Below are 20167 nucleotides of genomic sequence, written 5' to 3'. Positions count from 1 at the left end.
ACGGAACAGCTAGGAAACTGCAGGTATGCACATTTATTTAAACGGCGAATTACAACAGACACAGTGCCATAATTTACTAGAACTGGTGCAACAACTGGCGTTGGAAGGCAAACGTTTTGCGGTAGAACAAAACGAGATGATTGTGCCGAAAAGCCGACTGGAAAGCACCCCTATTCATGATCAAGACCGCATTGAAATTATTCATGCCGTTGGCGGCGGCTAAGACGGAGCACGTATGGAAGACACCCTACTTAAAATCGGTTCACGCACTTTTAACTCGCGCTTGCTGGTGGGCACGGGAAAATATAAAGATCTGCAGGAAACAGATCTGGCCATTCAGGCCAGCGGTGCGGAAATTGTAACTGTTGCTATTCGTCGCGTGAATATTGGTCAGCATCCCGATCAGCCAAATTTGCTGTCTGTGATTCCACCAGAAAAATATACCATTTTGCCAAATACAGCCGGCTGTTTTGATGCCAACAGTGCAGTGCGTACCTGTATGCTGGCACGTGAACTGCTCGATGGTCATAATCTGGTAAAACTGGAAGTACTGGGCGATGAAAAAACCCTGTATCCAAACATCACCGAAACCTTAAAGGCAGCGCGTACGCTTATTGATGATGGTTTCGAGATTATGGTCTACACCTCGGATGATCCGATTGTGGCACAAGAACTGGAAAGCATGGGCTGTGTGGCAATTATGCCTTTAGGCAGCTTAATTGGTTCAGGACTGGGGATTTTAAACCCGCATACCATTTCTATTATTAAAGAAAATGCCAAAGTACCGGTACTGGTCGATGCGGGTGTCGGCACCGCCAGTGATGCAGCAATTGCCATGGAACTGGGCTGTGATGGCGTGTTAATGAATACTGCAATTGCAGCAGCGCAAAATCCGGTCCTGATGGCTTCGGCAATGCGCAAAGCAGTGGAAGCAGGTCGTGAAGCCTATCTGGCAGGCCGGATGCCGCGTAAACGTATGGCCAATGCCAGCTCGCCAGAAACCGGTTATTTCTTTAAATAATCCGGACATTATCTGCGCTGAGAGATAAGTTACTCCTTCAGGTTTTACTTGATTAAAAGCTAAACATGAAAAAAGGACTCTGCTTGAGTCCTTTTTTATTGCGGTTTTTAAACCTGGATCAAGGAATCAAGCCTTCATCACGCATGGCAATCTGCACCGATTGACGCTCGGCCACTTTATTGCGTAGCGCAATAATATGGGTATATGGGGTTAAATCATGATGAATATGGTTCGACCAGTTGGTCAGTACGAATAAATAGGCATCGGCCGGGCCAAAGTTATCATCGACCAGATACTCATTGTCTGATTCATCAATAGTTTTATCAATATAACTTAACAGACGGTCAATTTCAGCATAGGCTTTATTTTTTTCATCATCGGTTAACTGGCCACCGAAGAATACCGCGTAGGCATCATGCAGTTCCGAGTTGAGATAACCTAACCATTCCAGCACTTTGGCACGGCCCATGCCTGATGGCGGAATTAAATCTTGTTTTGGATCGTGCTGGGCCAGAAACGGTAAAATTGCCACGTTTTCGGTCAGAATTAGACCTGGATTAATCTCAAGCGCCGGAACATAGCCTTTTGGATTAATTTCGTAATAATCATGACCTTTTTCGGTTTTATGGGTTTTCAGGTCGACACGTTCTAAATCAAAATCTACATTAATTTCATTTAAAATAATATGGGCCGCTAAAGAACATGCACCCGGTGAATAATAAAGCTTCATATCTGATCCTTGTTATATAACTACTAACTGTTTTAAATGGCTTCTAACAAACTTTCAAGTGATCGAACCTGTAAATTGCAAAAAAGCGTAAATGCGTAAAAAACATTTACCTTTTCAATATTGAGCAAGCGCGGCGCTTTTTCAAGTGGATTGCGGCTGCTTTTTTCACTTCATTTGTTTTACCATAGTCGCCTTTAAAGTTTCATGAAAAGCCGATTGTGATTAGTCTGAAAAAAGAAGAGTGGTTTTCCAATATCCGGACCGATGTGCTGGCCGGTCTGGTGGTGGGGCTGGCCCTGATTCCTGAATCCATTGCCTTTTCTGCAATTGCCGGTGTCGATCCACAAGTTGGCCTATATGCCTCCTTCTGTATTGCCGTGACCATTGCCTTTTTTGGTGGCCGCACGGCGATGATTTCGGCCGCGACAGGTGCCATGGCGCTGCTGATGATTACCCTGGTCAAAGAGCACGGGCTGCAATATTTGCTGGCGGCAACGGTACTGACCGGGATCATTCAGGTGGTGGCCGGCTATTTTAAAGTGGCCAAACTGATGCGTTTCGTGTCGCAATCGGTGGTCTATGGTTTTGTGAATGCGCTGGCAATTTTAATTTTTGTCGCGCAACTTCCAGAGCTGATGCAAATGGATCTGTGGGGCTATGTCTTTGTTGGCCTGGGGCTGGCGGTGGTTTATCTGTTTCCCTATCTGCCTAAAATTGGCAAGGCGGTGCCCTCACCGTTAATCTGCATTATTGTGCTGAGTCTGCTGGCGCTATTTTTGGGTGCCGATATGCGTACGGTGAGCGATCTGGGACAGTTTCCAGACACCTTACCGGTATTTTTAATTCCTGAAATTCCGCTGAATTTTGAAACGCTGGCGATTATTTTCCCTTATTCCATCACCCTTGCAACGGTGGGTTTACTGGAAACCATGATGACCACCACCATTGTGAATGAAGTGACGGAAACTGAAGGTGACCGTCATCAGGAATGTCGTGGTCAGGGCTATGCCAATATTGTCAGCGGTTTTATGGGCGGGATGGCCGGCTGTGCCATGATTGGCCAGTCGATTATTAACGTCAGCTCTGGTGCGCGTACCCGTCTTTCTACTTTGGTCGCCGGCGTTTTCCTGCTGTGTCTGGTGGTGTTCTTTAAAGACTGGCTGGCTTATATTCCAATGGCGGCGCTGGTGGCGATTATGATTATGGTGGCCTTTACCACCTTTAACTGGGATTCGGTGCGTAACTTTAGCAAGCATCCAAAGCAAAGTAATATTGTGATGCTGACCGTGGTGGCGATTGTACTGGCCACACACAACCTGGCCTTGGGTGTTTTCGTTGGGGTATTGCTGTCGGCCTTATTCCTGGTGAATAAGCTGGAAAGTGAAGTCAAAGTTCAGTCTGAACGCGTACAGGATACACGCCGTTATCAGATTACCGGACAGATTTTCTTTAGCAGCTCGGACAAGTTTTTCCAGTTCTTTGACTTTAAGGAAAATCTGCAACAGGTAAAGATTGATCTGACTCACGCGCATATTTGGGATTTAACCTCAGTGAATATGCTGAATACCGTGGTGCAAAAATTTGAAGCTCGCGGGATTCAGGTCGAGCTGATTGGCTTGAATGAAGCCAGTGACACCCTGATTGATAAATTAAGTCCGAATTAAGCTTGAGTAAAACCACATAAAAAAACGCCTGATAATCAGGCGTTTTTTTATGGCAGATCAATACCCGCCTTATTTACGGCGACGTAACCAAGCCGCAGCACTCAGACCGAATAATCCCAATAATGACCATAGACCGGTACTCCCCCCATGGGTATCCGCTTTGGAGTCTTCCGATGGCTTTGGCTCTACCGGTGCATCTGCCAAATCCAGATCAATAATAATCGGGTCGTGGTCAGATGAACGGAAAGCATCCGGGCTATAAAAGGCCTGAATCTGCTCGGCAGTTTTATAGTCTTCGTTATAGGCCAGCGCCGTCGGTTCATCGGCATTAATGGCCCATGCAAAAGCACGTTTAACCCGTGGATACAATTGCGCATCGGCAATGGCATGGTCTAAATTACCGGCGCCGCCATAGCCCTGGGTATTACTGGCTACACCAAACACATAACTATAAGCCTGTTTGCCCTGTCCGATTTTTTCATCATTAAACAGATTTTTATAGTTGGCCTTTTCCAGCGCCAAAATCGGATCTTCCTTGGCATAACTGTTTAAGTCGCCCAGAATCAGGACATTGGGCTGCGTTACTTTGGTTGGATTGGTCGCCAGCCATTGCATTAATTTCTGTACTGCGGTCACACGGGTGCTATTCCAGCAGCCTTGACCATCGTCCTGATCTGCATCTAGGCCGGTATCAGGACAGCTACCTTTGGATTTCAGATGCTGCGACACCACGGTAAAGCTTTCGCCACCCGCCACAGGTTTAAAACTTTGCGCCATGGTGACACGATTCAATTGTGTACCATCATCAAATACGGCAGCGGCATTCACCGGCGTCAGGCGTTTGCTGTTATAAATCATGGCTACGGCAATGGTATCGGTGCCCAAGCGATCTGCATTTGGCGGTGTCACATACTTCCAGTCTGGCCCCAAGCTTTGGGTTAAATAGGCAATGGCGCTGTCTGGGCCATAACCATTGTTGGCAATTTCATTCAGGCCATAGACATCGGCATCAATGGCTTTTAAGGCACTGACAATTTTCTGATGCTGCTTGTCGAACTCTGCTTTGGTTTTTGCACCGCGCTCGGTCGGGAAGCCTTGTGCCACGCCATTGTCATAGTTCAGGACGTTAAAGGCCGCAGCACGAATCTGGGCAGTATTTTTAGCGCTGACGCTACTGCGCTCATTTTTGTCTGCCACGATATTCGGCAAGGTTCTGCCCTGAACAGGCTGAATACGCCACTGGTTAAAACGATATTCCAAAATCCCTTCTACATTTTGCAGCTCATAGCCGGCTCTTAAGGTATTTTGCGCATTAAAGTTCAGCGGCAACCACGGCGTCCGGTTCTGGTTGTTATAGCCATCATCCAGAATAATTTTCGACAGCAGGTTTTGTTTGGCCAGGCTGAGTGCTTCGTCGGATTTGGCCGGATACAGATTGGTCGGCATATATAAACGCCCAAGGCTTAAGGCCAGCTCGCCATAACGGCCATAATTATAGTTTTCACTGACGGTCAGAGTTTGCGGCAGTTTAACCAGCGCACCCTGATAACGCTGCGGTGCATGCTGCTGCATATCCGTCAGGCTTTCAAACGGTAAATTTACCGTTTTTGGTGCTACCCAGCTTGCCGCTTGCGGATTACAGGTTTGAATATCCTGAGTCAGCTGGTCCAGCTGCAGCTGGTTTTGATAGCTAGTGAGGCGACCGCGTAAAATCACCTCTTCCCCAACCTGTCCGCCTTTGATCTGGCTGCTGGCCGGAATATAAACAAAAATCGCATTATTCAGGTTTGGCTTAGCTTTGCTATCTGGCGTTTGCAGATAAAAACCGGAAAAACCATTGCTATAACGATAATCTGCGGTCATCACCCCACGCACGGTATAGATCTGGTTCTTGCTGGCACTGTGCAAATCGGCAATGGCGGTATCACTACTGCTACAGCTAATCGTTTCCGTCACAGGCGGCGTCTGCTCTCCTTCTGGCAGCAAATACTGGCTAAAAGCGTTCCGGTCAGACCAGGCCGTCCATTCACTGTTCACATCAAAGGGCGCTGTTGGATCAACTGAGCTAACACTATGCGTGGTTTTATTGCGGCTTAAACTGGTGCCCTCTGCCCAACTCGTAGTCTGTCCAAGCACACCAAAACGATCAACCGGTGTATTATGCTTATACAGCACAACCGCATCATTACCATTAAAATTCAGACTTGCGATTTTTTTGACCAGATCGCCCAGCACCAGCTCCAATTCACTTCGCCCGACCAGATATTCAGCTTTGGCCGGCAACACTCCCTCTAAAGATACCGTCAGTCCGGCTGTGGTTGAGCCATTGGAAAAAATCTTGATTTGATACTGAGATAAATCGGCCGCTGTCGCATCGGGGTTATAAATCTCCAGTCCCTTACGGTTCGATGTACCATCGACATATTGACTGAACATCAGCTCTGCATGTGCAGAAAAGCCACAACCCATGAGTGCCATGGCCCAGCATAAAGTATGTAATTTCATTGTTTTTTATCAGTTGTTAAAGCTTATTCAGGCTATTTTTTAGACATGACAGATGTATGAACATTTGATGAAACTATTTCTGCATTTTCATGACAGCTGCCGTGAAAAAAATAGCGCAATGCATGAAAAAATTTGACTTCAACTGCTCAGGACTTAAAATACCGCATTTGAATTTTTTACGATTGCCAAAGTTATGTCGAATGATCAATTAGACCAGCAAGTCGTCGAGCTGGACAACTTAAACGAGCACCGTGAAATTGTGACGTTTATGCGTCGTTCCTCACCACTCAACACCTCTCAACGTACTGCGCTTGAACAATATGGTCACCTAATTTTGGAATATCCGGTTGGCGATTTACGTCAGCATTTTGAACATCCAGAACGCCCTTTAACGGTGGAAATCGGTTTTGGGATGGGCCGCTCACTGGTCTTAATGGCGCAGGCCAATCCGGAGCGTAACTTTGTGGGTATTGAAGTGCATGTGCCGGGTATTGCCCAGTGCGTATATGAAGCAGGCACAGCCGGTTTAAGCAACCTGCGCGTACTGGATGCCGATGCAATTCAGGTGCTGCGTGAAATGCCAGACAACAGCATTAACACCGTGCAACTGTACTTCCCGGACCCATGGCAAAAGAAACGCCACTTCAAACGCCGCTTTGTGGTGGATGAGCGTATGGAACTGGTTGAGCAAAAACTGGAAATGGGCGGTACTTTCCATGCAGCAACTGACTGGGAACCGTATGCAGAATGGATGCTGGACGTGCTGGACAACCGTTCACGTTTAGAAAACCTGGCAGGCAAAGGCAACAGCTATCCACGTCCGGAATGGCGCCCGCAAACCAAATTTGAACGCCGTGGTATTGAAGCCGGTCACAAGATTAACGACTTTATCTTTAAGAAAATTTCTTAATCGCAAAGTTGAAAAAGCGCTGAAATCTCAGCGCTTTTTTTATACGTCCCTATTTTAAGATCAAAGATTTTAAAATAGATGATCTATTAGTCAAAAGATCGGATCGCCCACTCGATCAATCAGCATCAACCCGAAAATAACAACAATGGGTTATGACTGATGACGTTCTAAAATCTGCTGGCTGAATAGTTGATAAACCGCCTGTAAATCGGGTCGCTGTGCATCGGCCAATAACTGCTGATGCATCTGTAAAATATTCTGATCACCACGCATGGCCGGGCCGGTCTGCATGATTTTAGGGTCGGCCTGGGTGGCCTTCTGCGCCGTTTCCAGCATTAACGGATACAGCAGACTAAAATCGACCTGCTGGACATCAACAATTTGCCGGGCCATGTCATAACAATAATTACTGAAATTACAGGCAAACACCGCGGCCAGATGCAGGCTCAGACGCTGCTCGGAGCTATAGGCATAAACCCACTGACTGAGTTCATTGGCCAGCTGCAACAATACAGCCTGATCGTCTTCATGTGCCGCTTCAATAAATAAAGGGGTATGAGTCCAGTCAATCTCACGTTCCAGACTAAAGGTTTGTAGCGGATAAAATACTCCGGCACGTGCATGTACCTGCTGCAACAGCTGCATTGCAGTACTGCCGGAGGTATGGACCATCAGCACTTCAGGCAGATGAGGATGCACCTGCTCAATTACCGCGGCAATGGATTGATCACTCACCGCAATGATCACCAAGTCTAATGTTGCATCAAACTGTTCAGGGCTATGAATTGCACTGGCCTGTACCTGCTGTGCCAGCTGCGCTGCCTTATCCAAACTGCGGCTATAAATCTGTACTATCTGGTGCCGTGCACTCAATGCCCGTGCCAGATGATGTGCTACCCGCCCCGCGCCAATAATCCCGATTCGCATCTGTTTCATCTATATTTTGAACTGCCCACAGCATGCCAATAAAAAAAGGACGAATCAATTCGTCCTGATAGATTTGAGCCAGTTTTAGAACTTTCTTAAGGTCAGAATCTGTTCACTGCGTCCAAATGGCCCATGAACATCATGCAGAATGCCGCTGGTCAGACCAATACCGTCTTCACCATATTGTTGTACCACTTCCAGTCCTAGCCACTGGCCTTGCGGTAAGCGGTGCAGATGAATTTGCAAATCCAGGTTTGGAAAGCCCCAACCGGCATTCGGGTCCTGACGTGGCACCACACCATTGGCGGTATCTACCATACCCATCAGGCGGGTAAAATCCGATGTCGGCTGGCCGTCAATCATTTCAAGCTGATTACTGAGCCAGACAATGCCTTTGCCCGGACGATGGTCCAGATGGGCACGGGTCTGAATACTTTGAATATAGCCGCCTGGCCAGCAGCGCATGCCATCCCACTCGGGTAAATAGTCCGGACTTTCTGCCGGTAAATCTTCCAGACCGGCAATGCCTCGAGTGTCGGAAGTCAGCATTTTCCAGGCACGCGCCACAATACAGGTTTTGCCATTGGCACACATTTCCGCTTCAATCAGTTCAATGGTTTTGCCCGGGCGAATCATGCGGGTAGTAATTGAAAATTCACCAAAGGCAATTAAACCAAAAATATCCAGCCCGACCCGGCCAATGCGCATTTCTGCACGTGGCTGGAACTGTTCCAGCTCTGCACAGAGAATACCGGTGGCAGGTGCCATATGCTGCTCATGCGGATTCCACGCGCCCTGAGCATGAATATTCGATTCATAATAAGCTGTGCTGCTGCCATCTGCATGCTGTTCACGTCTGATAAAACTGTAATATGCCGACATTATTTTCCCTACTTCCTTGCTCTTTGCTCTGTGTGCTACCTACCTGTGTAGCCCCTGTCTCGTTTATTTTCGTGCAAAAAAACCATAATAATTCATGATTTGACAATAAACCCTGCAACTTTTAAATCCGACTTTTGTTAATACGTCTTTGGTCTGTTCAGCCGAAACCAGTTCAAAATCATCATCCAGACGTGCAATCATCTTTTCACTCTGGCTCACTGTTAAGCCCTGTTGCACCGCTACATGCTGCAGCACTTGCTGTTCAGCCAATGTTTCAGGCTGCATCAGGTCATAACTGAGGAAAACACCACCCGGTTTTAAGCGCTGGCAGATGTCCTGAAAAAAATCGGCTTTGGCCGGCATGGGAATAAAATGCGCCACCAGAATGGCCAGTGCCGCATCAAAAGGCTGAGGGGACTCTAAACTCTGGGTATCGGCCTGAATAAACTGCACCCGCTCGGCACCTGCAATTGAGCGGATCGTATTTTGTGCCTGTTCCAGCATGGCACGGGAGGGATCAATGGCGGTAATCTGCCACTGTGGATGATGCGCCAATAAATAGGTCAGCTCATAGCCTGTCCCGCACCCGACCACCAGAATATGCGCAGTTTCCGGTAATTCTGCCGTTAAAATGGCATCAATCTGTTGATGTACCAGCTCATAGCCGGGAATCAGTTTACGGATGTGATCATCATAGCCAGCGACAATGACTTCACTGTGAAAGTTTTTGGCCATCTTTAACTCACTCTACCTCTGACTCTTGAATAGACTTGCGAAGATCATTCTTGTTGGAAAGTCATGACAGCTCGCGGAAAGCAAAGTAATTTTGCTCTGATTTGATTTTTCCCAAGATTCAATCACATGACCGGCGATATCCCTGTCGCCCTGTCATGTGATTAGATGCCTGCATGAATCAAGCAATTTCTTTTAGGTTTAACTCTTCACGCATAAATTCACGCAGCTTAAACTTCTGCGCCTTACCCGATGCCGTCATTGGAAACTCGCTAAAGAAACGCACATAACGTGGCACTTTATTGTGTGAAATATGCTCGGCGCAGTACTGGCGAATGGTTTCTTCTGTGCAAGGGTCGTTTTCATGCAAGATAATGCAGGCGCAGAGTTCTTCGCCATATTTATGGTCAGGTACGCCAATCACCTGTACATCGCAAACCGCCGGATGGGTATAGAGGAAATCTTCAATTTCTTTCGGGAACAGGTTTTCACCGCCACGAATCACCACATCTTTAATCCGGCCTTTAATTTTGACAAAGCCTTCATCGTCCATTTCAGCGATATCACCGGTATGCATCCAGCGTGCAGCATCAATCACTTCTGCGGTTTTTTCCTGATCTTCCCAATAGCCGAGCATTACCGAATAACCGCGAACACAGAGTTCACCGAGCTGTCCACGTGGTACCACCTTGCCCTCTTCATCGACAATTTTGACTTCCAGATGTGGATGGACTCGGCCTACGGTACTGACGCGACGTTCCACCGAATCTTCCGTTGAACTTTGCGCACTTACCGGTGCTGTTTCAGTCATGCCATAGCAGATGGTAATTTCCGACATATGCATGCGGTCAATCACGCGCTGCATGATTTCCTGCGGACATGGACTGCCGGCCATAATACCGGTGCGCAAGCTTGACAGGTCAAACTCATCAAACTGTTCATGCTCTAAAATGGCAATGAACATGGTCGGTACGCCATAAGCGGCGGTACATTTTTCCTGCTGAATGGCTTTTAAAGTATCCAGCGGGTTAAATACGGCTGATGGATAGACCATGGTTGAACCATGAGTGATACAGGCCAAGTTCCCCATCACCATCCCGAAACAGTGGAATAACGGCACTGAAATACAGACCCGATCTGCCGGGCTGAGATGAATTGCTTCACCGACAAAATAGCCATTATTTAAAATGTTGTTATGGGTCAGCATGGTGCCTTTCGGATTCCCGGTGGTGCCCGATGTAAACTGAATATTAATAGTTTCATCAAACTGCAATTCACTAGAAATCTGCTGCAGTTTTTGCAGCATTTTTTTGCTTGGCGGGGTCAGTAAATCCTGAAAGCGGTGTAATCCGGCATGTTCCTGATCATCAATTTTAATAATATGTTTCAGATGCGGCAGGCGCTCGGCTTTCAGCACTTTGCTTGCTGCCTGGTTCAGCTCCGGGGCAATTTTGGTCAGAATCTCCTGATAATTGGTGGTCTTGAACTGCGAGGCAATCACCAGTCCCTTACACGACACTTTATTCAGTACATATTCCAGCTCATTGCTTTTATAGGCCGGGTTCAGGTTCACCAGAATAATGCCGGCTTTAAAGGCCGCAAACTGGGTAATGGTCCATTCCACGCAGTTCGGCGACCAGATTGCAAGACGGTCACCTTTTTGAAAGCCCAGTTTCAGCAAACTGCAGGCAAAGGCATTCACCTGCTCTTGCAACTGCCGGTAGCTCAAACGCACATTCTGATGCAGGCTGACCACCGCATCCTGTTCGGCGTATTGCGCGCAAGCCTGATCAAATTTTTCACCAATCGTTGTGCCCAGTAAAGGCTGGCTGCTCGTTCCGTAGGCGTAGCTTAACCGTACTTGTGTCATTGAATCGTTCTCCTTGATTCTTTGTAATTCTGATTTTCAACTCTACTAATTGTTTTTGAACCACGACTACCTGTCTGTCTTCCCTGCCGTTTTTATCGTTTTTACTCACTTCCCTCCTGTCGACGTACTGCGTTCACACAAAAATCGGCAATCTGTTTGACAAAGTAATCCTTATAGTTTTGATCAAACATCACATTGCGAGATGGGTTCAAAGGTTCAATCACCACAAAGGTCATGGAGCCAACCACGCCCAGTGCGGCGGTGTTCAAATCTTCAAACTCAAACTCACCATTGACTTTTCCTTCAGCCAAAATTTCCTTAATGCTCTGCTTGATCAGCTGTTTACTGCGAAAACGTTCATGTTCCATTTCCGGATCAACCGGTTCAAACATGAGCGCATACGCCAGTTGGGGACTGTTCATCGCACGCTTCACAAAAGTTGTAACAGATTTTTGCAATTTCTGTTTTGGCGATAAATCCGAGCCGGCAATGTGGTTCAAAATTTCAACCTCATGCTGAATCGCATTCGACAACACTTCAATTAAAATCTGGCTTTTGTTTTCGAAATATCGATAGACCAGACCGGTAGATACACCGGCGCGTTCCGCAATGGCCTGAATCGACGCCTCTTTAAAGCCCCCTTGAGCAATTAGTTCACGAGCGGACTGCAAAATCGACAGGCGATTCTGTTCCATTCGTTCCTGCATCAATGATGATCTTTTATAACTCATATCTTATTCTCAACCAGATAAAATGAATTGTAAATCATTTTGTGAATTTTAGTTCACTTTTTTAAATTTTCGATGTATGTTAAAAACCAAGCACAACAAAAATGCTTTTTTGGAAACAACAAATATAACCGCAGGATGGATGAAGAAATGAATTTACAAAGCTTGGATTTCGGTTTGGATGAAACACTGATCGCCCTTCGTGATTCAGTTGCTGCATTTTGTGCAAAAGAGATCGCACCCATTGCTCAACAGGTCGACCGTGACAACGAATTCCCTGCTCATCTTTGGAAAAAGTTTGGGGACATGGGTTTACTCGGTCTAACCGTAAGTGAGGAATATGGTGGCACCAACCTCGGTTATCTGGCACATATTATTGCCATGCAGGAAATTTCACGTGCCTCAGCATCTATTGGCCTTTCCTACGGGGCACATTCTAACCTATGTGTGAACCAAATTAAGCGTAATGGTAACGAAGAACAGAAACAGCGCTATTTACCGAAACTGATTTCAGGTGAATATGTCGGCGCATTGGCCATGTCAGAACCGAATGCCGGCTCCGATGTGGTCAGCATGAAACTCAAAGCTGAAGATCAGGGCGATCATTATCTGCTAAACGGTTCAAAAATGTGGATCACCAACGGTGGCGATGCAGATGTGCTGGTGGTCTATGCCAAAACTGATACCCAAGCCGGCGCCAAAGGCATGACCGCTTTCCTGATTGAAAAAACCATGCCGGGCTTTAGCCACGGTACGCACCTGGACAAACTGGGCATGCGCGGCTCGAATACCTATCCACTGTTCTTTGACAACGTGCGCGTACCGAAAGAAAACGTCCTCGGCGGTGTCGGCAATGGTGTAAAAGTGCTGATGAGTGGTCTGGACTATGAACGTGCTGTATTAAGCGCAGGCCCACTGGGCATTATGGATGCCTGCCTAGACACCGTGATTCCGTATATCCACGAGCGTAAACAGTTTGGTCAGGCACTGGGCGAATTCCAGCTGATGCAAGGCAAAATTGCTGATATGTATTCGACCTGGCTGGCCTGTAAAGCACTGGTCTATGCCGTAGGTGCAGAATGTGACAAAGCCGAGCATAGCCGCAGCCTGCGTAAAGATGCTGCCAGCGCAATTTTATATGCAGCCGAAAAAGCCACCTGGATGGCCGGTGAAACCATTCAGACGCTAGGTGGGAACGGTTATATCAATGAATTTTCTGCTGGACGTTTATGGCGTGATGCCAAACTCTATGAAATTGGTGCAGGCACCTCGGAAATTCGCCGTATGCTGATTGGCCGCGAACTGTTTAACGAAACTGCCTAAAAAATAAATCACAAGAATAGACAAGGATGTTGGCATGAATCAATTACAGAGCAAAATCAATATTCGCAGCGAAGAGTTCAAAAACAACCACGCAGCGATGCAAACCCTGGTCGATGACCTGAAACAGAAAGTCCAGAAAATTGCCCTGGGCGGCGGTGAAACTGCACGTCAGAAACATCTGGATCGCGGTAAATTATTACCACGTGAACGGATTGACCACCTGATTGATCCGGGTACGGCTTTTATTGAAATTGGTCAGCTGGCTGCCTATCAGGTGTATCAGGATGATGTGCCTGCTGCCGGTGTGGTGGCCGGTGTCGGTCAGGTCAATGGCGTGACCTGTATGATCATTGCCAATGATGCGACAGTCAAAGGCGGAACGTATTATCCGCTGACTGTGAAAAAGCATTTACGCGCTCAGGAAATTGCCGAGCAGAACCATCTGACCTGTATCTATCTGGTCGATTCTGGCGGTGCCTATTTACCGCTGCAAGATGAAGTATTCCCGGACCGTGATCACTTCGGCCGTATTTTCTACAATCAGGCGCGTATGTCGAGCATGGGCATTGCCCAGATCGCCGTGGTGATGGGCAGCTGTACAGCCGGCGGTGCTTATGTCCCTGCCATGTCGGATGAAACCATTATTGTGCGGAATCAGGGTACGATTTTCCTGGGTGGCCCGCCACTGGTGAAAGCTGCCACCGGTGAAGTGGTCAGCAGTGAAGACCTGGGCGGTGGAGATGTGCACACCCGTTTATCAGGTGTGGCCGATCATCTGGCAGAAAATGACGAACATGCTTTGGCCATTGCCCGCAACATCGTCGCCAATTTAAATAAAAAACCAAATCCACAACCGGAAAATGTCGAAGCACCATTATTCGATGCGTCCGAGCTGTACGGCATTGTCCCGACCGATGCGCGTAAACCGTTTGATGTGCGTGAAGTGATTGCCCGTATTGTCGATGGTTCACGTTTTGACGAGTTCAAGGCACGTTTTGGGACCACGCTGGTCACCGGCTTTGCCAAACTGTACGGTATGCCGGTTGGTATTATTGCCAACAACGGGATTCTGTTTTCCGAGTCGGCACAAAAAGGCGCACACTTTATTGAACTGTGTACCCAGCGCAATATTCCCCTGCTCTTCATTCAGAACATCACCGGCTTTATGGTTGGCCGTCAGTATGAAAATGAAGGTATTGCCAAAAATGGTGCCAAACTGGTAATGGCAGTCGCGACAGCCAATGTGCCGAAACTGACCCTGGTGATTGGCGGTTCTTTTGGTGCCGGCAACTACGGTATGTGTGGCCGTGCCTATTCACCACGCTTTATGTGGACCTGGCCAAACTCGCGTATTTCGGTGATGGGCGGTGAGCAGGCTTCGAGTGTACTCTCGACCCTGAAACGCGACCAGATTGAAAGCAAAGGCGGCAGCTGGTCAGCGGAAGAAGAAGATCAGTTTAAACAGCCTATTCGTGACCAGTATGAGCGTCAGGGTCATCCATATTATGCTTCTGCGCGTTTATGGGATGATGGTGTGATTGATCCAGCACAATCACGTGAAGTATTGGCGCTCAGTCTGGCGGCGGCATTAAATGCCCCAATCCAGCCAACCAAATTCGGCGTGTTCCGCATGTAAGAGGTGACAAAATGGACTATCAATTTTTACAGCTCGAGCAGCAGAATCAAGTCGCAATTGTCTGGATTAACCGGGCTGAACTGCACAATGCGTTTAACACCCAGGTCATTGAAGAGTTACATGCCTGCTTCCAATCTTTAAATCAGCGTGATGATGTACGCGTGGTGATTCTGGCAGGCCGAGGCAAAAGCTTCTCTGCCGGTGCCGACCTGAACTGGATGAAACAGGCCGGTCAGGCCTCACAAGCCGACAATGAAGCCGATGCACTCAAGCTAGCCAAAATGCTGCAAAGTCTGGCCACCTTGAAACAGCCAACCATCGCCCGCGTACATGGCATTGCCTTTGGCGGCGGTATGGGTCTGGCCTCGGCCTGTGATATTTGTGTGGCCAGCACCGATGCCAAATTTGCGACCTCTGAGGTGCGTTTAGGTCTGGCGCCATCCACCATCAGCCCTTATGTCATTCGTGCCATTGGTGCGCGTCAGGCATCACGTTACTTTTTAACTGCTGAACGAATTTCTGCAGAACAGGCACACGCTATTGGTCTGGCACATGAAGTGACCACGCCGGAACAGCTCGACAGCAAAATTGATGAAATTGTGCAGGTCTTATTACTCGGTGGCCCAGAAGCACAGCATGCATCGAAACAGCTCATTCAGATGGTGAACCAGCAAGTCCTGACCGAGGACCTCTTGCTGCAAACCGCACAGCATATTGCCCACGTTCGCCAGGGAGATGAGGCGAAAAACGGCTTAAATGCTTTCCTTAACAAACAAAGCCCGGCCTGGATCAAGACCACGGCATAACAACTAGAAGGATCCTAACGATGTTTGAAAAGATTTTAATTGCCAACCGTGGTGAAATTGCCTGCCGTGTCATTCGTACTGCCCAAAAACTGGGGATTGCAACTGTTGCAGTCTATTCAGATGCAGATGCTCAGGCCCAGCATGTCAAACTGGCCGATGAAGCCGTCTATATTGGTGAATCACCAGCAGCACAAAGCTATTTACAGATTGAACGGATTATCGAAGCCGCAAAAAGCACCGGCGCACAAGCCATTCACCCGGGTTATGGCTTCCTGTCTGAAAATGACCAGTTTGCTTTTGCCTGCCAGGACAACAACATTGTCTTTATTGGCCCGCCAGTTGACGCCATTCTGGCGATGGGTTTAAAAGCCACCTCTAAAGCCTTGATGGAAAAAGCCGGCGTACCACTAACACCGGGTTATCATGGCACCAATCAGGATGCTGCGTTCTTAAAACAGCAGGCTGATGACATTGGCTATCCAGTGCTGATTAAAGCCAGCGCCGGCGGTGGTGGTAAAGGTATGCGTCTGGTTGAGCGCAGTGAAGATTTCCTTAGCGCCCTGGCCTCCTGTAAGAGTGAAGCCCGTTCCAGCTTTGGCAATGAAGATGTGCTGATTGAACGCTATGTGGTGCAGCCGCGTCATATTGAAGTGCAAGTGTTTGGCGATACCCATGGCAATTATGTGCATCTGTTTGAGCGTGATTGCTCGGTACAGCGCCGCCATCAGAAAGTACTGGAAGAAGCACCAGCACCGAAAATGCCGGAAGATAAACTGGAAGCCATGCGTCAAGCCGCAATTGATGCCGCACGTGCCGTGAATTATGTTGGTGCCGGTACGGTCGAGTTTATTGTCGAGCAAGATGGTACTGCCTACTTCATGGAAATGAACACCCGTCTGCAGGTTGAACACCCGGTGACTGAAATGATTACCGGTCAGGATCTGGTCGAGTGGCAATTACGCGTCGCCTTTGGTGAGCCTTTACCAAAACAGCAGCACGAATTGCAGATTCACGGCCATGCTTTAGAAGCACGTGTTTATGCCGAAGAACCTGAAAAAGGCTTTATTCCGGCGATTGGTCAAATCAGCTATCTGCATTATCCAGCACAAAATGAAGCGGTACGTGTCGACAGCGGTATTGTTGAAGGCGATGAAATTAGCACCTACTACGACCCGATGATTGCCAAACTGATTGTCTGGGGCAAAAACCGTGAAGCAGCATTAACGCAAATGCACCATGCTTTAGGTCAGTTCCATGTCGATGGTCTGGGCAACAACATTGCCTTCCTGGATCGTCTGGTACTGTGCGATTCTTTCAAGAATGCCAATTTGGATACTGGCCTGATTCAGCGCGAAGAAGAATTCCTGCTAAAACCGGCCACAGAGCTGAACAGTACGCTAGTGGTCAGCGCGGCCTTCATCGAATTGCTGTCACGTTTGGCCCAGAACCCGAGCGCCAGCAATCCGGTCTGGCAGACCAATGCTTTCTGGCGTTTAAACCTGCAATCGGGGCAGACAATCAAATTACAATGTAATGACAAAACCTTAAATATCCAGTTTGCAGCACAAGAACATGGCTTTGTCGCACAGTATGAGGGTCAGACTTTTGAGCTTGAGGGTCAGTTACTGGATGCGCATACCCTGCAATTCAAGCTGGCCGGCAAACAGCAAAAACTGGCCTTTAGCCAGACTGAACATGGCATTACCCTGTTCCAGAATGGCCAGAGCTATAAATTTACCTATCTGAAACCGGTATTTAACCAGGATGATGAACAAGGTGCTGAAAACAACCTGACTGCGCCAATGCCGGGTGTCATCACTCAGGTACTGGTCGCGGCCAATGACAAAGTCAAAAAAGACGATGTCCTGATGACCCTCGAAGCCATGAAAATCGAATACTCGATTCGTGCACCGCATGATGGCATCGTGGCCAGCTCTTACTTCCAGGCCGGTGATCAGGTCAAAGCTGGCGATGAGCTGGTGGAATTCCAGCCGCTGGCGGAGGAAGTCGCATGAGCGAATTTGTCAAAATTGTTGAAGTCGGGCCACGCGATGGCCTGCAAAATGAAAAAACACCCTTAACCCTGGATGACCGCAGACAGCTGATTCTGGATTTAATGCAAACCGGTTTACAGGCCATTGAAGTTGGTTCCTGTGTATCGGCCAAATGGGTACCGCAAATGGCAGACAGCGATGTGCTGTTTGCCGGCTTGCCCAAAGATCCAAACATTCAGTTCAGCCTGCTCACGCCAAATCTGAAAGGTTTTGAATCTGCGCTGGCAGTGGGTTGTACAGAAGTTGCGGTCTTTACCGCAGCCTCTGAAAGTTTTACCCGTAAAAATATCAACTGCTCAATTGATGAAAGTTTTGAAAAATTCAGCGATGTGATGCGTGAAGCCAAAGCGCACAACATTCGTGTGCGTGGTTATGTGTCCTGTATGGTCGATTGTCCGTACGAAGGCGCGATTGATCCACAGCAGGTGGCAAAAGTTTCGCAGCGCCTGCTGGATATGGGCTGCTATGAAGTGTCTTTAGGTGAAACCATTGGCACCGCCACACCCGACCGGGTGAAAAAAGTCTGGGATGCCTGTCTGGCTGAGCTGGATGCAACGGTGCTGGCCGGTCATTTTCATAATACCTATGGCATGGCTATCGCCAATATTTATCAATCACTGCTGCAAGGTATTCGCGTTTTTGACTCGTCAATTGCCGGTTTAGGGGGCTGTCCTTATGCCAAAGGCGCATCCGGCAATGTCTCGACCGAAGATCTGTATTATCTGCTGTCCAACATGGGCTATGAAACCGGTATTCAGCTGGATGCCTTGATGCAGGCTAGTCGTAATATCAGCAATGTTTTACAGCGCAATAATCCATCCAATTATGCCAATGCCTACTGGCAAAAAGCCTGCGCTTAATAACCTAATAAAACCCGGCTTGAGCAATGCCCTCAAGCCACTCAAGGATGTAACAGCAGCAATCTGCTGAAAAAAGGATAAAAATAGAGGTGACACATGGCAAATAAAGTCTATAACAGCGCACAAGCCGCCTTAAATGGCGTGGTTCAGGATGGTCAAACCCTGGCCGTGGGTGGTTTTGGCCTGTGCGGGATTCCTGAAGCATTAATTGCCGCGCTAAAAGACACCGGTGCCAAACAGCTGACCTGTATTTCCAACAATGCCGGTGTCGATGGTTTTGGTCTGGGGCTGCTGCTTGAAACCAAACAGATTAAAAAAATGATTTCATCCTATGTCGGTGAAAACAAGGAATTTGAACGCCAGTTCCTGAGTGGTGAACTGGAAGTTGAACTGACCCCGCAAGGTACGCTGGCAGAAAAATTACGTGCCGGCGGTGCAGGTATTCCAGCCTTCTTTACCGCCACCGGTGTCGGTACCGTCATCGCGGAAGGCAAAGAAGTGCGCCAGTTTAAAGGTCAGGATTATATCTTAGAAGAATCTTTAACTGCCGATGTTGCCCTGGTCAAAGCCTATAAAGCCGACAAGGCCGGCAACCTGATTTTCCGTAAAACTGCACAAAACTTTAATCCGGTCTGTGCCATGGCGGGCAAAATCACCATTGCCGAAGTCGAAGAAATTGTAGAGATTGGCGCGCTCGATCCAGATGAAATTCATCTGCCGGGGATTTATGTCAACCGCATTGTGTTAAATGCACATCCTGAAAAACGTATTGAACAAATGACTTTAAAGGCGGAGGCTTAAACCATGGCTTGGACGCGTAATCAAATGGCGCAGCGCGCCGCACAAGAACTGGAAGATGGTTTCTATGTCAATTTAGGGATTGGTTTACCAACTTTAGTCGCTAACTATATTCCAGAAAATATCAACGTCTGGCTACAGTCAGAAAACGGCCTGCTCGGGATTGGGGAATTCCCAACTGAAGCCACGGTCGATGCTGACCTGATTAATGCCGGCAAACAGACGGTCACAGCTCGTCAAGGTGCTTCGTTTTTCTCTAGCGCAGACTCTTTTGCCATGATCCGTGGCGGCCATGTCAATATTGCCATTCTGGGGGCCATGGAAGTCTCTGAACAGGGCGATCTGGCCAACTGGATGATTCCGGGCAAAAAAGTCAAAGGTATGGGCGGTGCCATGGACCTGGTCGCAGGTGTGCAAAAAGTGGTGGTGTTGATGGAACACTGCGCCAAAGATGGGACACCTAAAATCGTTTCACAGTGTAGCCTGCCGCTGACCGGTAAAGCCGTGGTTCATCGCGTAATTACCGATTTGGGCGTTCTGGATATTACCCCAACCGGCGTGCAGCTGGTGGAACTGGCACCGGAGGTCAGTTTTGATGAAATCCAGAAAGTCACCGGGGTGCCTTTAATACGTAATGCAGCTTAATGGCTGGTTTTAAAAGCGGGCATCGGATGGTCGTGAATACATCCCCACCGCTACCTCCGCTTTTCAACTAAACCAA

18 protein-coding genes are annotated in these 20167 nt (G+C 48.0%); 11 read left to right on the top strand and 7 right to left on the bottom strand.

Translation table 11 applies throughout. The annotated features are described in order from the left end of the window. The first annotated feature begins 25 nt into the window (after positions 1-25). Together thiS and FTU67_RS01880 are read left to right on the top strand one after the other, a co-directional pair. Positions 26-223: a sulfur carrier protein ThiS gene (thiS, locus tag FTU67_RS01885; protein ID WP_005177095.1), complete on the top strand. Its 198-nt coding sequence runs from the start codon at positions 26-28 to the stop codon at positions 221-223. 12 nt (positions 224-235) lie between these two features. Beyond that, the gene (locus tag FTU67_RS01880; RefSeq protein ID WP_005177093.1) at positions 236-1021 is read left to right on the top strand and encodes a thiazole synthase; all 786 of its coding nucleotides are present in this window, start codon (positions 236-238) and stop codon (positions 1019-1021) included. Positions 1022-1139: 118 nt separating this feature from the next. Here FTU67_RS01880 and FTU67_RS01875 read toward each other — a convergent pair whose 3' ends face one another. Continuing rightward, positions 1140-1751 (bottom strand): glutathione binding-like protein, encoded by a 612-nt coding sequence (locus FTU67_RS01875; protein ID WP_160243377.1) that lies wholly within the window; start codon positions 1749-1751, stop codon positions 1140-1142. A 218-nt stretch (positions 1752-1969) separates the two neighbouring features. On the opposite strand from FTU67_RS01875, the gene FTU67_RS01870 reads away from it, so the two are divergent. Beyond that, a complete protein-coding gene (locus FTU67_RS01870) occupies positions 1970-3415 on the top strand; it encodes a SulP family inorganic anion transporter (RefSeq protein ID WP_005177090.1) in 1446 nt (481 codons plus the stop codon). Positions 3416-3484: 69 nt separating this feature from the next. On the opposite strand, the gene FTU67_RS01865 is transcribed toward FTU67_RS01870, so the two are convergent. After that, complete coding sequence (locus FTU67_RS01865) at positions 3485-5893, bottom strand: ExeM/NucH family extracellular endonuclease (RefSeq protein WP_180061347.1); 2409 nt, start codon at positions 5891-5893, stop codon at positions 3485-3487. Between the two features lie 220 nt (positions 5894-6113). Here FTU67_RS01865 and trmB point away from each other — a divergent pair, with 220 nt between their 5' ends. After that, positions 6114-6830 (top strand): tRNA (guanosine(46)-N7)-methyltransferase TrmB, encoded by a 717-nt coding sequence (gene trmB, locus FTU67_RS01860; RefSeq protein ID WP_075166682.1) that lies wholly within the window; start codon positions 6114-6116, stop codon positions 6828-6830. A 150-nt stretch (positions 6831-6980) separates the two neighbouring features. Here the strand turns inward: trmB and FTU67_RS01855 are convergent, their stop codons facing one another. The 5 genes from FTU67_RS01855 to FTU67_RS01835 all read right to left on the bottom strand — a co-directional run bounded on the left by FTU67_RS01855 (position 6981) and on the right by FTU67_RS01835 (position 11972). Next, positions 6981-7757, bottom strand: coding sequence for a Rossmann-like and DUF2520 domain-containing protein (locus FTU67_RS01855; protein ID WP_168405297.1), 777 nt, complete (start codon positions 7755-7757; stop codon positions 6981-6983). 84 nt (positions 7758-7841) lie between these two features. After that, positions 7842-8639, bottom strand: coding sequence for a thioesterase family protein (locus FTU67_RS01850; RefSeq protein ID WP_168390819.1), 798 nt, complete (start codon positions 8637-8639; stop codon positions 7842-7844). Positions 8640-8702: 63 nt separating this feature from the next. Beyond that, positions 8703-9374 carry a class I SAM-dependent methyltransferase gene (locus FTU67_RS01845; RefSeq protein ID WP_104488772.1) on the bottom strand — a complete coding sequence of 224 codons (672 nt, stop codon included), beginning with the start codon at positions 9372-9374 and terminating at the stop codon, positions 8703-8705. A 178-nt stretch (positions 9375-9552) separates the two neighbouring features. Continuing rightward, entirely contained in the window at positions 9553-11241 is a 1689-nt protein-coding gene (locus FTU67_RS01840; protein WP_104488771.1) for an AMP-binding protein, read from the bottom strand. Positions 11242-11342: 101 nt separating this feature from the next. Further along, a complete protein-coding gene (locus FTU67_RS01835; protein ID WP_005177074.1) occupies positions 11343-11972 on the bottom strand; it encodes a TetR/AcrR family transcriptional regulator in 630 nt (209 codons plus the stop codon). 147 nt (positions 11973-12119) lie between these two features. Between FTU67_RS01835 and FTU67_RS01830 the strand changes: the two genes are divergently transcribed. The 7 genes from FTU67_RS01830 (at position 12120) to FTU67_RS01800 (ending at position 20091) form a co-directional block, all read left to right on the top strand. Further along, positions 12120-13292 (top strand): isovaleryl-CoA dehydrogenase, encoded by a 1173-nt coding sequence (locus FTU67_RS01830; protein ID WP_005177068.1) that lies wholly within the window; start codon positions 12120-12122, stop codon positions 13290-13292. Between the two features lie 34 nt (positions 13293-13326). Next, positions 13327-14928, top strand: a complete 1602-nt coding sequence (locus FTU67_RS01825) for a carboxyl transferase domain-containing protein (RefSeq protein WP_005177066.1) — start codon at positions 13327-13329, stop codon at positions 14926-14928. A gap of 11 nt (positions 14929-14939) precedes the next feature. Continuing rightward, positions 14940-15734: an enoyl-CoA hydratase/isomerase family protein gene (locus tag FTU67_RS01820; RefSeq protein ID WP_180061335.1), complete on the top strand. Its 795-nt coding sequence runs from the start codon at positions 14940-14942 to the stop codon at positions 15732-15734. A 20-nt stretch (positions 15735-15754) separates the two neighbouring features. Further along, the gene (locus FTU67_RS01815) at positions 15755-17749 is read left to right on the top strand and encodes an acetyl/propionyl/methylcrotonyl-CoA carboxylase subunit alpha (protein WP_168417026.1); all 1995 of its coding nucleotides are present in this window, start codon (positions 15755-15757) and stop codon (positions 17747-17749) included. Next, positions 17746-18648 carry a hydroxymethylglutaryl-CoA lyase gene (locus FTU67_RS01810; RefSeq protein ID WP_005177060.1) on the top strand — a complete coding sequence of 301 codons (903 nt, stop codon included), beginning with the start codon at positions 17746-17748 and terminating at the stop codon, positions 18646-18648. Before FTU67_RS01815 ends, FTU67_RS01810 begins: the two co-directional genes overlap by 4 nt. A 96-nt stretch (positions 18649-18744) precedes the next feature. Continuing rightward, the gene (locus FTU67_RS01805; RefSeq protein WP_180061334.1) at positions 18745-19449 is read left to right on the top strand and encodes a CoA transferase subunit A; all 705 of its coding nucleotides are present in this window, start codon (positions 18745-18747) and stop codon (positions 19447-19449) included. A gap of 3 nt (positions 19450-19452) precedes the next feature. Further along, positions 19453-20091: a CoA transferase subunit B gene (locus tag FTU67_RS01800; protein ID WP_005177056.1), complete on the top strand. Its 639-nt coding sequence runs from the start codon at positions 19453-19455 to the stop codon at positions 20089-20091. The last annotated feature ends 76 nt before the right edge of the window (positions 20092-20167 follow it).

The organism is Acinetobacter sp. YH12132, from assembly GCF_013418645.1.
Classification (GTDB): Bacteria; Pseudomonadota; Gammaproteobacteria; order Pseudomonadales; family Moraxellaceae; genus Acinetobacter; species Acinetobacter indicus.
Note: the sequence above shows the minus strand (reverse complement) of the source record. Positions and strands in the feature narration are given on the sequence as shown.

What these genes read in the sequence shown, in the direction of transcription:
- thiS (WP_005177095.1), top strand. Translation starts at nt 26, where the DNA reads ATGCACATTTATTTAAACGGCGAATTACAACAGACACAGTGCCATAAT.
- FTU67_RS01880 (WP_005177093.1), top strand. Translation starts at nt 236, where the DNA reads ATGGAAGACACCCTACTTAAAATCGGTTCACGCACTTTTAACTCGCGC.
- FTU67_RS01875 (WP_160243377.1), bottom strand. Translation starts at nt 1,751, where the DNA reads ATGAAGCTTTATTATTCACCGGGTGCATGTTCTTTAGCGGCCCATATT.
- FTU67_RS01865 (WP_180061347.1), bottom strand. Translation starts at nt 5,893, where the DNA reads ATGGCACTCATGGGTTGTGGCTTTTCTGCACATGCAGAGCTGATGTTC.
- trmB (WP_075166682.1), top strand. Translation starts at nt 6,114, where the DNA reads ATGTCGAATGATCAATTAGACCAGCAAGTCGTCGAGCTGGACAACTTA.
- FTU67_RS01855 (WP_168405297.1), bottom strand. Translation starts at nt 7,757, where the DNA reads ATGCGAATCGGGATTATTGGCGCGGGGCGGGTAGCACATCATCTGGCA.
- FTU67_RS01850 (WP_168390819.1), bottom strand. Translation starts at nt 8,639, where the DNA reads ATGTCGGCATATTACAGTTTTATCAGACGTGAACAGCATGCAGATGGC.
- FTU67_RS01845 (WP_104488772.1), bottom strand. Translation starts at nt 9,374, where the DNA reads ATGGCCAAAAACTTTCACAGTGAAGTCATTGTCGCTGGCTATGATGAT.
- FTU67_RS01840 (WP_104488771.1), bottom strand. Translation starts at nt 11,241, where the DNA reads ATGACACAAGTACGGTTAAGCTACGCCTACGGAACGAGCAGCCAGCCT.
- FTU67_RS01835 (WP_005177074.1), bottom strand. Translation starts at nt 11,972, where the DNA reads ATGAGTTATAAAAGATCATCATTGATGCAGGAACGAATGGAACAGAAT.
- FTU67_RS01830 (WP_005177068.1), top strand. Translation starts at nt 12,120, where the DNA reads ATGAATTTACAAAGCTTGGATTTCGGTTTGGATGAAACACTGATCGCC.
- FTU67_RS01825 (WP_005177066.1), top strand. Translation starts at nt 13,327, where the DNA reads ATGAATCAATTACAGAGCAAAATCAATATTCGCAGCGAAGAGTTCAAA.
- FTU67_RS01820 (WP_180061335.1), top strand. Translation starts at nt 14,940, where the DNA reads ATGGACTATCAATTTTTACAGCTCGAGCAGCAGAATCAAGTCGCAATT.
- FTU67_RS01815 (WP_168417026.1), top strand. Translation starts at nt 15,755, where the DNA reads ATGTTTGAAAAGATTTTAATTGCCAACCGTGGTGAAATTGCCTGCCGT.
- FTU67_RS01810 (WP_005177060.1), top strand. Translation starts at nt 17,746, where the DNA reads ATGAGCGAATTTGTCAAAATTGTTGAAGTCGGGCCACGCGATGGCCTG.
- FTU67_RS01805 (WP_180061334.1), top strand. Translation starts at nt 18,745, where the DNA reads ATGGCAAATAAAGTCTATAACAGCGCACAAGCCGCCTTAAATGGCGTG.
- FTU67_RS01800 (WP_005177056.1), top strand. Translation starts at nt 19,453, where the DNA reads ATGGCTTGGACGCGTAATCAAATGGCGCAGCGCGCCGCACAAGAACTG.